Annotated in this window: 9 protein-coding genes; all 9 read right to left on the bottom strand. The window is 56.3% G+C overall.

Features of this window, described 5'->3' with window-relative positions; translation table 11 throughout:
* Positions 1-62: 62 nt before the first annotated feature.
* Positions 63-1,136, bottom strand: a complete 1,074-nt coding sequence (locus tag SD70_RS27105; protein ID WP_197081203.1) for a glycoside hydrolase family 88 protein — start codon at positions 1,134-1,136, stop codon at positions 63-65.
* 127 nt (positions 1,137-1,263) lie between these two features.
* Positions 1,264-2,070: a response regulator transcription factor gene (locus tag SD70_RS36460; RefSeq protein ID WP_041051433.1), complete on the bottom strand. Its 807-nt coding sequence runs from the start codon at positions 2,068-2,070 to the stop codon at positions 1,264-1,266.
* Positions 2,063-3,925: a cache domain-containing sensor histidine kinase gene (locus SD70_RS27095; RefSeq protein ID WP_041051431.1), complete on the bottom strand. Its 1,863-nt coding sequence runs from the start codon at positions 3,923-3,925 to the stop codon at positions 2,063-2,065. The genes SD70_RS36460 and SD70_RS27095 overlap by 8 nt, the downstream gene beginning before the upstream one ends.
* A 139-nt stretch (positions 3,926-4,064) precedes the next feature.
* Positions 4,065-9,854 (bottom strand): OmpL47-type beta-barrel domain-containing protein, encoded by a 5,790-nt coding sequence (locus SD70_RS27090; protein ID WP_082053698.1) that lies wholly within the window; start codon positions 9,852-9,854, stop codon positions 4,065-4,067.
* Positions 9,855-9,948: 94 nt separating this feature from the next.
* The gene (locus SD70_RS27085; protein WP_041051427.1) at positions 9,949-11,586 is read right to left on the bottom strand and encodes an extracellular solute-binding protein; all 1,638 of its coding nucleotides are present in this window, start codon (positions 11,584-11,586) and stop codon (positions 9,949-9,951) included.
* Positions 11,587-11,785: 199 nt separating this feature from the next.
* Positions 11,786-12,661, bottom strand: a complete 876-nt coding sequence (locus SD70_RS27080) for a carbohydrate ABC transporter permease (protein WP_041051425.1) — start codon at positions 12,659-12,661, stop codon at positions 11,786-11,788.
* A 15-nt stretch (positions 12,662-12,676) separates the two neighbouring features.
* Positions 12,677-13,627 carry an ABC transporter permease gene (locus tag SD70_RS27075; protein WP_041051423.1) on the bottom strand — a complete coding sequence of 317 codons (951 nt, stop codon included), beginning with the start codon at positions 13,625-13,627 and terminating at the stop codon, positions 12,677-12,679.
* A gap of 136 nt (positions 13,628-13,763) precedes the next feature.
* Positions 13,764-14,408: an OmpL47-type beta-barrel domain-containing protein gene (locus tag SD70_RS27070; RefSeq protein ID WP_041051422.1), complete on the bottom strand. Its 645-nt coding sequence runs from the start codon at positions 14,406-14,408 to the stop codon at positions 13,764-13,766.
* A gap of 10 nt (positions 14,409-14,418) precedes the next feature.
* Entirely contained in the window at positions 14,419-15,399 is a 981-nt protein-coding gene (locus SD70_RS38715) for an Ig-like domain-containing protein (RefSeq protein ID WP_231571581.1), read from the bottom strand.
* Between the last annotated feature and the right edge of the window lie 1,157 nt (positions 15,400-16,556).

Genomic DNA, 16,556 nt, shown 5'->3' with positions numbered 1-16,556 from the left:
AGAAACGTTACGTCGAGCAGCTCGACTAAGGTTTTCTTTTTGTTAACCGGCACCCTTACCGCCTAAAACCGGCTCAACGCTTCCGTCAGCAGCAGCAAAGCCAAGCCCTGCCCGTACAACGTCGGAAAAACCGGAACTTCGTTGTACGCTTCAACGCTCTCCAGCACCGGCGTGCCGCCGGAAACGCCGCTAACGGCACCGTCAGCGCGAATCTTCGGCAATAGGGCGACTACCGTCCGGTCCGCGCAATGTTGCAGCGAAGCCGGAGCAAGCCCTTGGCGAACGGCCAAGTACAAGCCGTAAGCGATGCCGGCGGAGCCCGACGTTTCCTCGTAAAAACCGGGTCGGTCCAATACGGTCGGCCACAATCCGCTCGAATTTTGCCGTTGCGCAAGCGCCTCGGCCAGCCGGTGATACCTTTCCCGAATCTCGCCGATCATCCCGGAATCGCCGCACACCGCTCCCGCTTCCTCCAAAATCATCGGAACTCCGGCCGCATTCCAGGCGTTCGCCCTGTTCCACCTCGCAGCCGACATCCAGCTGCCCGTTTCGCAATTCCAGCCGTGGTACAGCAAGCCGGTCTGATCATCCTGCAAGGCACGCAGGTGCAGAAGCACTTGCCGCAAAGCCTCTTCCGCCAGCCGGCGGTCCGCCCTGATCCGCGCGGCGCGGGCCAGAAACAGCACAGCCATGAAGACGGTATCCGCCCAAATCTGCTCGCGGAACGTTGCCTTCTCCGTTACGGTGTGCTCCAGAGCGCCTTCCCTCGTGCGGGGAGCCTGTTCGATCATCCAATCTGCGATTTCCCCGATTTTCTCCGCATAAAACGTCTCTCCCGTCTCTTCATAAAGCCACGGGAAAACGGCATAAGGAGCCATGGAGTTAATGACCTTCACCGTATCCGACTGCCCTTTGTTTTTACGTACCCAAGCTTCAATATCACGGACAACTTGGCGGTCTCCGGCTGCCTTCCCGTATTGCGCTGCGGCGATGATGCCGACCCCCGGGTTCCAATCCCACTTGTCGATATTCATCGCCCAATCGGTCCATGCATGGTCTCCCCACTCCGCCGGCTTGCTGTGCATCATAAACGAGTAAACGTTCCGGGCCGCCCGGTTCAAATCTTCCTTTCTCATACGCATATCCCCTTTCTGTATCGAAACCGCTTTCCGCTTCTTCCTATCGTAAGCATACTGGCGATTGCCGCGCAGAAAAACGGGACAAAAGGAACATAATCCGGGGGTAAACTCTCCCAGGCACTCGTTACAGAAACTTGTTGCGATACTCGGTAGGCGTCAATCCGAACTGCTTCTTGAAGCTCTCGCGAAAATGGTCCTGATCCGCATACCCGATCCGGTCGCAAATCTCGTAAATTTTAATCGCAGGGTCTTTCAGCAACCGGCCGGCTTCCTCCATGCGGAGGCGAATGATCCAATGATTGATCGTCAGGCCGGTCACTTCTTTAAACAGCACATTCAAATATTTATCGCTCAGCCCGACCGAAGCCGCCACATCCGACAGCGTCAAATCTCTGCGCGCATATTCGTCCTTCACATAGCGAATCGCTTGTTCGACAAGCTTTTTCTTTTTCAAGCTTCCGGACCATTGCGCGGGAGACAGCACCTCCGACAAATGGGGAAGCAGCTCTTTTGCAGCTTGTTCCGCGGCAGCCAGCCCGCGGCGCTCTTCCCGCTCTTTGCGCAGACCCTCGACCGCGCGCGACACAACCTCTTCAATCTCGGCCGGGTTGATCGGCTTCTGGACATAGTCGAGCACCTGCAGCTTGATCGCCTGTCTGGCATGCTCAAACTCGTTCAGTCCGGACAAAATGATGCAGCGGACGTCCGGCTTGCGGGCTTTTACTGCTTCAATCAGCTCCAAACCGTTCATCCCGGGCATCCCGATATCGGTCAGCAGCAAGTCCGGCTCCTCGCGGTCCAGCCAAGCCAGCGCCTCCTGCCCGTTCTCTGCGGCACCGAGCAAGTCGACGCCCAAACCGTTCCAGTTGATGGAGCGGATCAACGTTTCGCGGACGATTTTCACATCTTCCGCAATAAGCAGCTTAAACATTCGCGGTCCTCTCATTTCCCGTCGACGGTTGCTCCCGGCGGAATGGCAACCTGATTTCGACGCAAGTTCCTTCCTCCGCCTGCACATAATGCAAGCCGTACGGCTCCCCGCAATGCAGCTGAATCCTCCGGTGAACGTTCATCGTCCCGTAGCCGGTTGCTACGCCGCCCGCTTTGCCGCCGGCTTCGTTTGCAGGCTGGCGCCGCAGCAGGGCGTTCATTTGGTCCGCATCGCACCCGCTTCCGTTATCTTCAACCCGCAGCACAAGCTCCGTCCCTTCCAGCCGGGCTGAAATCGCGATCCGGCAGCCGGATGTGCGACTGGCAAACCCGTGCTTGATGGCATTTTCCGCAAGCGGCTGCAAAGTGAGATGCACGACTTGTGCGGGTAAAAGCTCCTCCGGCACCCGCAACTCCACGTGCAGATCGTCCATCATCATCCGTTGAATATGAAGATAGGCTTCAACCTGCTTCACTTCTCCTTCCAAGGAAATCCACGTCTGCCCCCGATTCAGGCCGTAACGGAATACGCTCGCCAAAGCGCGAACGATCTCGCTCGTCTCCCGGTCTCCCGCCATAATCGCCCGGCAGTTGATCAAATCCAGCGTATTGTACAAGAAATGGGGGTTGATCTGAGCGTGCAGCAGCTCCAGCTGAAGCTGGCGGCGTTCGATCTCTTCGGCAAACGATTTCTCGATCAGGCGATGGAGAGCGACGAGCATGGAGGCGAATTTCTGATTCAGCTCATCCACCTCGTAGATCCCCGTGTTTTGATAAGGAAGCGGCTCTTTGCCTTCCGCGACTTCCGGACGCTGGATGGCGGTAACGAGCCTCGTAATGGGAACGGTAACCCGCACGACGATTTTTCTGAGCCAAAAGCCTGCGACCAGCAAGGAGGCGGCGGCTGTGGCGGCGCCTATTGCCGATATGGCGAAGGTGTAGCGGTTGAAGTGGCTTTCCGGAACTACCGCGAGCAGCCTCCAGCCGTTCTCCAGCGTCTCGAACATCACTCGCTCGTTCTCTCCGTCGATTTTCGCTATGCCCGATCCTCTTGTGCCCGACAAGGAACGAACCTGCGGAAGCGTTCCGGCATTTTCGAGAAAACCGTATCGCTCGCTGCAGATGACACGGTCGTTTTCATCCAGCAGCATATAGTAGCCTTGATCGAGCGGAGCATTGTCGAATACGCCTTTGATGCTCTGGGTATCCGCGCCGACTATGACGGTACCGATACTGCGGCCGTCTTTGATGCTCGTTTTTGTTCGCGCCGAATAGATCATGGGGGCGTTGAGCGGATCCGTCTTCTGCCCCCACCATACGGTTTTCCGTTCCCCGCGGCTCAAGCTGCGATACCATTCCTGATTGCGCAAATCCCCGTTCTTGAATATTCCCGTTGCCGGGTAAAAATGATCCGGAGCCATCCCGTAAAGTCCGCTCTCCGGCTCCAGCGCCACGGACACTACGTAGGATTGCTTCACGGCGTTGGAGGTACCGAAATCGTTCAGGAGGGACAACAAGGACAAATTTTGCAAGTTGGTCTGAAGCGTGTAGAAATCGCCGACCGCCTCGAACGGTTGCTCATAAGTGCTTTCCAGCAAATTTTCGATCGACTGGTTGCTTATAATGAAAGCCGCTACGTTGTTCATCGTATCGAACTGGTACGCTACGTTCCTGTATACAAACTTCATCGACTGTTCCGCCATCTTCAGAGTATGGTCGTTCTGAACCCGGATGAGAATGAAGCTTGAAGCTGTGGCAAATAGCGCGATGAAGGTGACAATCAACGCAAAGATCGGAAGGCCGAGCCTGGATGGCAATCCCGAATAGCCGCCCCGCTTTCGTCTGCGCAGCACCATCGTCGTCCCTCTCTTTCGCTGGCGGGATTGCAGAAGCCCCGCCGGCCGGGTACGCCGGCAGAGGGGCTCCTGCTTCCTTTTACATGTTCTGCGGACAAGCCTTCTTCTCCTGCGCGCCGGAGGCAAAATACAACGTGGATTATGGCTTTCCGGACTGACTGTGTGGAACCGTTACGGTCGCCTCCGCATTCGTTCTATTGCCTGCATGGTCGACAGCCGTATAAACGATGGTATAAACTCGGCCGGGGCCGCTGCCGCTGCCGGACCTTTCGGCCCGGAGATCGAACCGGGTAACCGCGGAGCCGGTTTCCGCGCCTTGAATATCGTTCGCCGTGTCGCCTGCGCCCAGCCCGCTGTCCGGCTCGCTGCTGGTAACGGATGTAAGGACGACAGAGGCGATCCCGGATAAACTATCTTCGGCGTATACGGCTGCATTCACTGTCATCATTTGGTGGTTCGGCGGCCACAATACCGTTTTATCCATCACGACTTTAAGAGTTGGAGCCGTCTTGTCGATTTGCACGGCCACCGTATGCGGAGCTTCCGTGTTCCCAGCCTTGTCGACGCTCCAGTAGGAGACAGCGTGCTTGCCCTCCGCCGTAATGACGACGGATGTGCCTTGCTGTTGAGCCCCGCCGTCAACCGTGTAATAAGTGCCGGCAACGCCGGAGAGGTTGTCGCTGGCAGCGAGCGTAATCGCGACGTCCCGGTTCACCCAGCCGGCCGGCGCGTCATCCGTCGTTACGGGCGGCGTCCCGTCTACCGTTACTGTGGCGGAAGACTGGAATCCTCCATCTTTCGTTGTTGCTGTAATGGCGGCTACTCCGTCGCTCACCGCTTTTACGATTCCGCCGTACGTAACTTCCGCGACCGACGAATTGCCGCTCGACCAGACGACGGATTTATCGGTGGCGTCAGCCGGTGTAACTACAGCCGTCACCGGCGCCTCCTGTCCCGGACGGAGAAGAAGCTCTTTCGGCTGTACAGAAACACCCGTTACCGGAATCGGCGGATTGTAGTCGGCGAACGAGAAGGAGTCGTACAGCCCTGTATTTTTCGAGTCGGCCGTCCCCTTGGTCCACTGAATAAAATTGTCCCGGCCGTTCTGGTAATCGGCATCGTTCACGGCGACGTTAAATCCGATCGTGCCGCCAAGCTTCGGCTTTAAGTCTTTCACGTACGCGGCGGGAATCTGAAACTCGTAGCGCGTTCTGCCTGCCGCTTCGTCCCGCACCGCCTTGAAAGGAATCCGGCCGCTCACGTCCCCGTTCGGATTCGGCGGAGCCGAGTTGAAAATGTTGACGAGCAGCGTGCCGTCGTCAGCGAGCGCAAAGCCCCATTCGGTATCGTCGGGCCCATACGGGGATTCCCGGTCGTTCAACGGATCCAGGCTCACCTGAACGGAATCGTTCTTCCACAAATTTGCCGCATTCTCCGACTGCTTGTGCACATTGTCCCGAACCGTTACCGCGAAGTACATCCCGTCTTCCGCCCATTTGGCATAAGCCGTCGCTTCCAGATTGGCGGGGTCGCTGTATCCGGATGCATTCTGGTCGTCTCTGCGGAGATGGATCGGAAAAGCGTCTTGCCAATCGCTCAGGTCGCCGTCGACCGTCACGCCGTGCGACTGCTGAACAAGATTGAAATCGACCGGCATGGCGGAATCATGGAAAATCGCCTTGTTCTTTACCGTATCTTCGACCTGCAAGTCGATATCATATTCATTGAACGGGGCCGGCTTATGGTACGTCCAACGGAAGTCCAGCTGAACATGATCGCCTTTGTTGAGGCCGCTGAACGTATCTGCGGTCACCGGCTCCAATAAGGAGCCGTCCGGACCTTTGACGGTCACCTTGCCCGTCTTTGCATAAGGCGACGTTCCCGTCAACTGCACGGAAATCACATCGAGCTCTGCAATCGGCTTCTTCACGGGCATAAGCCTTGCAGCAACGCCGTCCTCCACCGTCAGCCGAACGGTTTTCGTATCGAAAACGGCTCCGTTATAACCGATTTCAAACGCGACTTCATAACGTCCTTTGGGCGTATTGTCCGGCACGAGCACTTGATAAGACTGATCCAGCGAGCTGTGGGCGGGAATCGTGACGGCAGCCGTTCCCGGCCCGGTCTGCACAGACTCCCAACCGCCGGGCAGCTTCCGCCGGACCGTCACCTGCTGGGGCACATCCGTGTCGTTGACAAGGGACAGTTGAATCGTATTGGCATAGCCGGCTTCCCCGTTCGCCTGGCTCGGCACGACGCTCGCCATCACCCCGACAAATTTGGCCGGCTCGGAATCGATCATCGCCTCCGCGACGCCGGCGAATTCCCGCGCCAGCAAATTGTAGGCATAGCTTTCCGCATAGCTCCCCCGCGCATAGGCGGCCTCCGCCAGTCTGCCGTACCGGTTCATGCGCAGCACCGCCGACGAAGAAACGGGCATGACGCTGTAATCGCCTTTCTTGGCGCTGAGCGAGGCGTTCGCGGCTTGTACGGCGCTTGCGTAATCCAGCGTATTGGCACCGGAGCCGCCCATGGCAAAGCTTAGGGAGACGGATGCGGTCTCTGCCACATTGTACATGGCTTCCAGCGCTACATAGCCGGGAGCCCGTTCCACAGAGCCGCTCTTGATGTGACCGGCAATTTGCGCCATCAGCCTGTACATATCCTTGATTCCTTGCTCCAGCGCTGCCGCCCGGCTCCCGCTCCCGTTCGCCGCCGCCGCAAGCTGCGTACCGATGCGGCCGAGCTCCGCCAAATCGCCGTCGATCAGAGTAGCGTTAGCTTCAGTCCGCGTCAGGCTCAGTTTGGCGGCGGCCTCTTGCTCCTTGCCTTCGAGGAGCTTAGCCGCAGACCGGAACACAAAATCGGCAGGCGCTCCTGTGATGTAAACAGGGGAACCCGATACGGTGAACTGGATGCCTCCGCTTGCAGCCGCTACCGGAAACTCCACACCGTTAATATCTTTCGCTTTCACACCTTCTGCCCCGAAAGGAAGCGTAACCGAGCTTGTTGGCGGCTTGACGGCCGGATCGTCTTTGTGGTCGGCCTTCTTCCAGGCCGCGATCACCGGTTCTCCGCCGTTCAGGAACAGATGGACGGCAACGTCCGGATCGCCCGTGTCCCACGTTCCGATATACCGTGCTTTATCCAAAGTGGACATCAGCTGATTGACGGCGGCATAAGCCAGCTTCGGTCTTCCGTCGTTGTCCGTAATCCCCCAGAAAATGTCGTAGTACCGATCGTACGTCCCGTCATTTTTGTAATCGTAATATTCGTAGACCTTCACCTGATCCGTAATCATATCGTTCAAATAGGCGCGAACGATGTAGTCCCGCTGGGTTTCCTCCGAAACCGACGGATATCCGGCGTTTGCCGTCGGCCAGCCGCCTTCCGTCAAATAATAATCTTTCCAGCCGCCGTATGCGTTAACGAGTTCCTTGACTCCGTTGACCGCCTTCTGCAAATTGCCGTCCGGCATCGAGTTGTAAATGTACGGATGGTACGAATAAGCGTCGGCATAATCGAACGAGCCGAGCTCCAGCTCCTTCGGCAGCACGCTGAGCACGCTGGACGTATGATCGCCCGCAAGCAGCATGGCGTCAGGGTCCGCCTTCTTCATTTGGAGATAGGCGATTTTTTGCAGCTGCACGTATTCCTCCGGTACGTAAGGAGAAGCGGAAATTTCAGGCTCGTTCGGCATTTCCCACTGCCGGATTTTGCCTTTGTACCTGCTGACCGTATTGGCGACGAAATCGCCCATCGCTTTCAAGGACGATGGCGTATTGACGGTACCGTCTTGATAGTACGCATTCCTGTCGATGCCCAGCACCGGAATTTGGTTGAAGCCGTACGAAAACAGCTTGTTCAGCCCGGCATCGACTGCGCTGTAATCGTAAACCGGCTTGCCGGCCGCATCCTTCACATTTTTGTCCACGGCGTCCCAGGAAATGCCGGAGCGGTGGCTGCGGGCTCCCAGCTTGCGGGCGCCGTCGATAATGTCGTCGCGCCAATTCAGCGCATAGTGCGTATTCAGGCCGAACTTGCTCTCGTTATCGAGGTCGGGCACGCGAACCGGAGCGGCTTTGCTTACGACCGCGAGCCGCATCCGTTTCGTCAAATCCGGCTGCTTCGTTCCGTCAACCGTAAACTCCGCCGAAACGTCGTACGTGCCGATGCCGCCTAGAGCCGGCGCAAAAGCAAACGTATCGGCATTGTTCGCATATTTCCCCAAGCTGTACGTTTTCGCGCCGGAGGCGACAACTGCTTTGTCTCCATCCGCCCGCCGAACGGTGTAAGTCATCCCGAACTCGTGCGCGGCCGCTCCGGCTTTCAGCGATACAGTGAGGCCGGGGGCTTCCCCTTGCGAATAAATGCCCGCATAATTGCCCGACGGCTGAACGTCCGCCACGTACGGCAGCGGTATCGGCTCGATGGAAAAATCGTCGATCATCAGATTGATGCCGCCGACGACGTTCCATTGGAAATAACCTTTCTTCGGCGCGATCGGGTCGGAATCGTCCCCGCTCGCCGTTTCCGCCCCGTCGATGAACAGCTTGTGGGTGATGCCGCTTATGCGAAGCTCGTAATCGTGCCAATCGCCGAGCAGCGACTTGACGTAGTTGGCGATATAATAGTTGCCGCCGAGCGTCATTTTCCGCATCAGAAAATATTTCGAGTTATGCGTCGCCCACTCCAGCGCATTGTTGTTCGCATCGTCCGCAGCGCGGTAACGGAGCCGCCACGTATTTTGCAGCGCCGTGCTCGTCCGCTCGTATTTCGCCTTGAATTTGACGGTGAAATTGTCCGCGTTCTGGTACATCGGCAAAATCAGCTTGGCGGTTCCCGAGCCGTTCAAGTTGAACACCTTGTTGCCATCCGGCAGCTGTATCACTTTCACGCTCGCCCCCGTCGCCGTCCAGCCGGCGGGAACGGCGTTCAACGTTTCCCCTTCGAAATCGTTATAGTAAGGCAAGATGATCCCGATAGTAACCGTAATCTCTCCGGACTCCGGATAACGGGCCGTTCTGCCGTTCTCATCCTGTGCAGTCAAATAATAGCGGATGCGATCGGCTTGATTGGTGCCCGGAATCGTTCCGGCATACGCCCCGCTTCCGTTTCCCGCAGCCTGAATCAGCTGATCGGGCGCATCGTCCCCGTAAGCGAAGTGGATGGCGGCCGTCGTTGCGTAGGTGGCATCCGTCACCGTAAAAGATACGGGCAAATCGGCATAGTAAGGAATTTCGGCCGGCGGCGTATGAACGATGGTGAACGGATTCGAAGCGGCGACAGGCTTCACCGCCACCTGATCGACATTCAACGTGACGGCCGGCCCGACGCTTTTCAGGGAAAATCCGATCCCGCCCGCGGACAGTGAAGCGTCGGAGAAAGTCGTTACCGTCGTTCCGTCGACGGTCAGCTTGTAGGCGGTCCCCTTCACTTCCAGCACATATTGATGCCAGTCCGTCAAATTGAAACCCGGCGTGACGGCGCCGATATCTACGGTTGCTCCCACCTGTACGCTGGCCGAGGAATTGGGATATTTCCACAGCTCCACGTACCTGGAGTTTTTGAACTCCATAAAATAGTAGCTGGTACCGGAGCTGTACCGGAACATGACCCGGAAGCGGTCCCCTTTGGCAGTGAACTCCAGACTGTAATCTTTGGACGTGAAAGGAAGCAAAGTCTGCTTCACAACCGCCCGCTGCGGAGTTGTCGACGTCGTCGTTCCCGCCAGCACTGCCCCGGTTCCGCTGCCTTGAATTTGCCACGCCGTGCTGCCGAACAAATCCCAGCTGCCGAGTCCGCCGGCAAAGCTGTCTTCGAACAGCGGAGCCGGGTCCGACGCTTTCGCGGGAACCGGGACCGACTGCAGCAGCAGGACGGCGACCAGCAGCATGCACATCATTTGTAAACGCTTTCCCATCCTCATAAATCAATCACCTCCAACAATGTCGAAAATGCCTCCCGCCAACACAGCCTGCTGCAATTGGCGGGAGACCCCGAGATCTGTGACCAAACCGATATTACTTGCCGGCTTTCTTCTTGAAGGAATCTTCCAGCTCCTTCAAAATTTGCGTGCCGCCTTGGGCTTTCCATTTTTCCGCGAACTCGTCGAATTTCTTTATATCGCCGCCCATAATAATTTGCGTAAACACCGAATCGCGCATCGTGTTCAGCTCTACCAGTTTGGCGATCTTCGTCGGGGAGTCCAAATAGTTCGACGCATCCGTAATCTGGAACTTGTTATGGATCGCGACGTCAAGCGCCTGGGAGCTTCGGAGCGGGAGCGACTCCAGGTACCGGGGCCAGCCGTTCAAGCCGGGAGCGAACAGGTAGCCCTGTACACCGCGGAAGTTGCCGTTTTTGTCCTGCATCGTTTTGGGATCGACAATGTCGTTGGTCAGCACTTTCATTTTGCCGTTGTCGATCTTGTAGTCTTCTCCTTCGATTCCCCACACGGTCAGCATCTGATTGTCTTGCGACAACGAATTTTCGATAATGGAAAGAACTTTTTTCGGATCTTTCGTCTTGGCGCTGATGGCGTGCATTTGGGCGAACGGCGCACCAGTCGGGGCGACCGCCTTGCCGTCCGGACCGACAAGGGAATCGGTCAACGTCAAATATTTGTAAGGCTGATCGGCCTGATTCGGGAGGCTGCCGTCCGCCGCCAGCTTGCCGCTTTTCTTGAGCTCGTTCGTTTCCACCTGCGTATCGTAATCGTTCGCTGTGGACCACCAGCCCATCCAGGAGAACAATTTGCCGCTGTACAGCTTCGCCCGCAGCTGCTCTTCCTTGATCGTGGCAAATTCCTTGTCGATCAAGCCTTCCGCGTACATCTTTTGCAGGAATTGCAGCGCCTCTCTCATCTTCGGATCGATGTCGTAGCTGCTGAACTTGCCGTCCTTCTCCGTGAAGTAACCCGGAGTCACGCCAAACGCGCCGAAAATGTGGTCAAACGAATTGTTGGCGTATTTTTGCTGCCCGATCTGGGCCGTATACCCGCCGAGCGGGATAACATCCGGTTTCTCCGCCTTGATCTTCTTGAGCAGATTGTAGTATTCGTCGAGCGTCTTCGGCGCCTTCGCTCCCATTCCGTCGAGGTAATCTTTCCGAAACACGAGGTTCCAGCGATATCCGGCGCCGGGGCCTCCCTGATAAGGAATGCCGTAAATTTTGCCGTTTACTTTCGCTTTCTCGAAAACTTCTTTCGGCACTTCTTTCAAAATGTTGGGCGTATCCTTCTCGTTGATCAGATTCGTCAGATCGACGAACGCCCCTTGCTGCGCGTACTTCTGAAAGTCGTCGGCGAAGTCGATTCTCACTACGTCGGGAATGTCGCCGCTGGACATTTTCAGATTGAGCTTCGTCTTGTACTGCTGGACGTCTACCATCTCGGGAACGATTTTGATGCCCAGCTTTTTCTCGATCGCCTGCTTGACGACGTCTTTCGACGGATCGTACGGCTTGGAAATATCTTGGGCCCGCAGCCACTTGAGCTCGTAAGGCTCCTCCGCTTTCGGCGCCGCCGAAGTTGCGCCGCCTGACGGCGCAAGCGAAGCGCCGCCCGCCCCGGTATTTTTGCCGCAGCCCGCAACCGTTACGGTTCCGGCGAGGACGGCGGCAAGCACGCTGTACCCCCAGGCTTTCGTTTGTTTCGACATGATCGATTGACCTCCTTGGTTTCTATATAATATTTTTACAAGCTGCCCGAGATTGGCGAAGCGGAGGATGGGAATGTGGGTCGGAGAGCGCCTTTGAAATCGTGTTCCCACCGTCTATTCAATTCATGGGAACACGATTTCAACGAAGCCGGAGACCCACATTCCTAGTCCGCAGCGCAGCCCTGCATTCTCGGTCAGCCTACCCTTTCACCGATCCGACCAGCATGCCTTGCTCGAAATATTTTTGAATGAACGGGTAGACGATCAGCATCGGCAATGCGACAATCACGATGGCGGCCATCTGGATGCCTATCGTAGGCGGCGGCGTCGACCCCGCCGCTTCCAGCAGCTCCGGCGGAAGGCTGGAGCTGGCGACGATGGTGCGGAGAACGAGCTGCACGGGCGCTTTGTGCCAATCGGTCACATACAGCATGGCGTTGAAGAAATCGTTCCAGTATACGACCAAGTAGAGGAGACCGACGGTCGCTATGACCGGCATCGACAGCGGAAGCACGACCTGCCACAAAATCCGGAACTCGGAAGCTCCGTCGATGGAGGCGGATTCCTTCAAGCTTTCGGGAATGCCTTCGAAGAACGATTTCATGACGATCATGTTGAAAGCGCTGTAAGCCATAACAAGAATGAGCACATAGCTGCTGTTCAGCAGCCCGAGCTGCTTGATGTTGATATAGGTCGGGATCATCCCGCCCTTGAACAGCATCGTAAACACAAAGATCAGCATGAAGATCCGCCTGCCGGGCAACTTTTTTTCCGCCAGCGCGTAGGCCGCCGTTACGGTGAGAAACAGCGCCAGCACGACGCCCGCCGCCGTGTTGCGGATCGTATTGCCGTAAGCGGAATAGATCAGCGAGCCTTTCTTCAGCAAGTATTCGTAGTATTGAAAGCTGAAGGAGGTCGGAAACAAAATGAGCCCGTTCCTTTCGCTGAATATATGGTACGGCGTAATCGAGACGGAAACGACATACCAGAAAGGGATGACGATCAGGACGGTCAGAACGGTAAGAACAACGTAGTTGGTGGCGACAAAAGCGGCCTCGCCTCTCGTGAGCTTCATCGGACTTCCCCCTCGTCAGAAAATGCCGGAATCGTTGACCCGCTTGGCGATATGGTTGGCAACCAGCACCATGGCGAGCCCGATGGCACCCTTGATCACGTCGGCCGCAGCCGCAAGGCTGAGATTGAACTGTTCGATGCCGATCCGGTAAATGTACGTATCCAGAATGTCCCCCGCTTCAAAGACCATCGGATTGTACAAGTTGATGACCTGGTCCAGGCCGGCGCTCATCACGTAGCCGACTCTAAGGATAAACATGACGATGATGGTTCCCGTAATGCCCGGCAAAGTGACGTGAACGATTCGTTGCAACCGTGTAGCTCCGTCCATAATGGCCGCTTCGTACACTTCCGGGTTGAGCCCGGCAATGGCGGCGATGTAGATGATGGCGGCCCAGCCCATCTCCTTCATCGCGTCGGTGACGACCAGAATCGTCCGGAAGTAGGCCGGCTCCACGAGCAAATACGCCGGTTTTCCGCCGAACCACTCGATGATTTTGTTGACGACGCCGGTTTCCGGCGATAGCAGCAGCGCGATAATCCCCCCGTATACGACCCAAGAGACGAACCTCGGCAAATAGACTGCGGTTTGCAGCGTCTTCTTGAACCAGGCCACCCGGATTTCATTCAGCGCGAGAGCGAGCAGAATCGGACAAAGAAAGCCGCTGATCATTTTGTACAAGCTGATCAGCAGCGTATTTCGGAATGCGTGGCGAAACATTTCGGATTCGAACAGCATCCGGAAATATTTCAGCCCCGCCCACTCGCTTCCGGAGAAGCCCTGAATGACGTTGTAATCGGTAAAGGCGATGCCAATGCCGTAAAGGGGAAAATAGTCGAAAATGACGACCCAGGCCAAGGCGGGCAGCAGCAAAACGTACAACAATTTGTATTTCCATACCCGCCTCAGCCGTCTCCTGAGCACCGGCTCGCTTTGTTCGGCGATCCTTGCGGTCACCAGCTCCATTCCTCTCTCTCCTCTGCTTTCTCTCTGGCAGCACCACATGAAGAAAGTGCTTACATGATCTAGCTTAGCTGAAAGAGGAGGGCCGGAAAACCGGAGCAAAGGACAATAATCCCCGGGAAAAGTCGCATTCGAGCCGTTATTTGCCGGACTGGCTGTGAGGGACCGTTACGGTCGATGCTGCCGTCGTTTTATTGCCTGCATGGTCGAGAGCCGTATAGGTAATCGTATAAATCCGTCCGTTGCCGCTGCCGGCTCTTTCGGCCCGAAGATCAAACTGTGTATCCATGGAGCCGATATCCGCGCCTTGAATGTCATTCGGCAAATCGCCATCTCCTAACCCGTTGTCCGGTTCGCTGCTCGTAACGGATGTAAGGACGACTGAGGCAATGCCGGATAAGCTGTCATCGGCGTAGACGGAAGCGGTTACTGTGTTCATTTGATGGTTTGGCGGCCATAAAACCGTTTTATCCATAACGACTTTAAGCGTCGGCGCTGTCTTGTCGATTTGCACGACCGCCGTATGCGGAGACTCGACGTTTCCCGCTTTGTCAACGCTCCAATAGGAAATGACGTGTTTGCCTTCCGCCGTAATGACAACGGATGTGCCCTCCTGCACAGCCCCGCCGTCCACAGTATAGCAGGTGGAGGCCACGCCGGAGCCGCTGTCGCTGGCGGTGAGCGTTACCGTTACGTCTTTATTTACCCACCCCGCAGGAGCGTTATTTGCGGTGACGGGGGCTGTCGTATCCAGCTTGATGTCGATCGTTTTTACGTCTTCCACATTCCCGGCATTATCCGTCGAACGATAGCTGACCGTGATCTTGCCGTCTTGGTCGAACGTTAACGGAGACGTGTACCGGCACCCAGGCGGCGCCGCCGTCCAAACTGTATTCCGTCTTGGCTACACCCGATAAATTGTCCGCAGCGTTCAGGCTGAGCGCAACCGGATGGACGAACCAGCCGTTCTGGCCGTCCGGAAGCGCCGGGTTGGTCACAGCTGCAGTGACGGGAGGCGTGCCGTCAACCGTTACCGCTACAGGAGCGGCTTCCACCGTCGTCCCGCCAAGCGTTACAGCCGCTTTCACTTGCGCCGTTCCTTCCTGAACGGCAGTGATGGCGCCTTGCCCATCCACCGCGACCGCTGCGCTGTTGCTTGTGCTGAATGTGACGGAAGCTTTGCTCAAATCGGCCGGCGTGCCATCGTTTAACGTTCCGCTCAGGCGGAGCGAAGCCGTTTCGCCCGGTTTCAGCGCTGTTTTGTCGGCCGACAGCGTCACTTCCTTCAGACCGGCACCTTGCGTAATCGTCCAATTGGCAAAATTGTAAGTCAGCGTTTCGCCGCCCAGAGTTGCGGTAAACGTATCCGAATTTTGATCCTGCTGCAGCCAAGGCGTGTCGAACAGCTTGAAGGCGGAGTAATTGACGGCCGCATTGTTGATTTTGTGGGCGTTATTGTAGGCGGCTGCAGCGTCATCGAACGTAATGTCCAGCACATCCCCGCTCAAGCTTTTGTAGATCAGGCGCGGGTTCGTTTCGTCGATGTGCGTGCTGTCTACCGCCGTTTTCGCCAGAACGGCGTTTTTGAAGCTGGCGAAGTCCGCGTACTCCGACGCATCTGCAGTTTCCAGCACCCAACCGTTCGTATCGGCCTGGCTGCGCAAAATATTGTAGTTGTATGAAAGCTGGTTGGTCGGATGGAGCCGGGCCGTAGTTTTTACTTTGTTCGCCGGATCTGTCGGTGTCTGATAATACCAGGAATACGGCTTTATCATCTTGAAGGCGAAATACATCGGACCGGTATCGCAAAACACCCATCCGGATTGCTCTTGCCGGGTTTTAATCGAGCCTGTGTCCGGAAACATGGCGTTGAGATAATTGGAGCTCGGGCTGTTCAGCAATTTAAATACGCCCACAGCTGCTTTTCCATCCTGCATAATGCGGTGGTTGGCCGGCTGATCGTAATTGCCGATAGGAGCGTCGCCCTGATCCGCCGACAACCGGAACAGCGGGTTCGGCGCAGAAGAGTGCCAGCGCAATTCTACGGGAATATCTTCAATCCAGTTGTCCACCCGTTTGTAGGTAACTTCGGTTGAAAGGCCCCACGCCGGCTTGACATAAGCTTGGCGGTACGTCTGCAAATTGCGTCCGCTCGAATTTTGCAAATTGGTTTTGCGGGACGTATAGGCTTTGTCGGTCGTTTGTCCGATGCGAACCGCCATTTCCGGCGGCACATAGTTCATTCCGCGGTAAATGACCATCCCCAAAAATTCCAGATACGGGCGATAAGCCGCAGGTGACAAATTGTCCGTGTCGCCGATCCCGACCTGCGCGCGGTGGCCGCCGAAATACATCCAGGCCAGAGCCGTATGGTCCGCTCCCCGCCAAGACAAGTCGCTCGCGGAAACGCTGTCGCCCTTTGCCCTGTTGGACGTAGAGATGAAGTAGCCGTCGATCCAGTCGTTCGCCCACTCGAACCACATGACGTCCATCGCCATTTTGACCTTCTGCTTCAAATCCGGCTCGTCGGAATATTGATACAAAGCGTTCAGGCAAAAGTAAGACATGAACGTGTATTCCGGGCTTTCATATTCGGCCCATCCGTAATGAACCCCAGCGTTAATCATCGCCTCGATATTGGCCCGGTTCAAGCTTTTCAGCTCGGCTCCGGACTTTCCGTTCAAATCTTTGACATCGGGCAAATATTGCCCGACCAAATAGCCTGCCGTATAGTTGCTCAATCGGAGATTTTCCGTTTGCGGCAGCTTGGCATAAGCATACTGCGAGAAGTACCATTTGACATGGTCCATCATCGTGCTGCTGAATTGATTGCCTGCCATCAGATAGGCGTACATTTTGGCAACGGTTTTATATTGCTCCGGATCGTAGGCTTGAAACATGGTGTCGATTTTCTTAAGGTTGGCGGCAACGT

It is taken from the genome of Gordoniibacillus kamchatkensis, from assembly GCF_000829455.1.
Taxonomy (GTDB): Bacteria; Bacillota; Bacilli; order Paenibacillales; family NBRC-103111; genus Gordoniibacillus; species Gordoniibacillus kamchatkensis.
The sequence above is the reverse complement of the archived record's forward strand: the minus strand, read 5'-3'. Positions and strand labels throughout refer to the sequence as shown.

What these genes read in the sequence shown, in the direction of transcription:
- SD70_RS27085 (WP_041051427.1), bottom strand. Translation starts at nt 11,586, where the DNA reads ATGTCGAAACAAACGAAAGCCTGGGGGTACAGCGTGCTTGCCGCCGTC.
- SD70_RS27095 (WP_041051431.1), bottom strand. Translation starts at nt 3,925, where the DNA reads ATGGTGCTGCGCAGACGAAAGCGGGGCGGCTATTCGGGATTGCCATCC.
- SD70_RS38715 (WP_231571581.1), bottom strand. Translation starts at nt 15,399, where the DNA reads ATGATAAAGCCGTATTCCTGGTATTATCAGACACCGACAGATCCGGCG.
- SD70_RS27090 (WP_082053698.1), bottom strand. Translation starts at nt 9,854, where the DNA reads ATGAGGATGGGAAAGCGTTTACAAATGATGTGCATGCTGCTGGTCGCC.
- SD70_RS36460 (WP_041051433.1), bottom strand. Translation starts at nt 2,070, where the DNA reads ATGTTTAAGCTGCTTATTGCGGAAGATGTGAAAATCGTCCGCGAAACG.
- SD70_RS27105 (WP_197081203.1), bottom strand. Translation starts at nt 1,136, where the DNA reads ATGAGAAAGGAAGATTTGAACCGGGCGGCCCGGAACGTTTACTCGTTT.
- SD70_RS27080 (WP_041051425.1), bottom strand. Translation starts at nt 12,661, where the DNA reads ATGAAGCTCACGAGAGGCGAGGCCGCTTTTGTCGCCACCAACTACGTT.
- SD70_RS27075 (WP_041051423.1), bottom strand. Translation starts at nt 13,627, where the DNA reads ATGGAGCTGGTGACCGCAAGGATCGCCGAACAAAGCGAGCCGGTGCTC.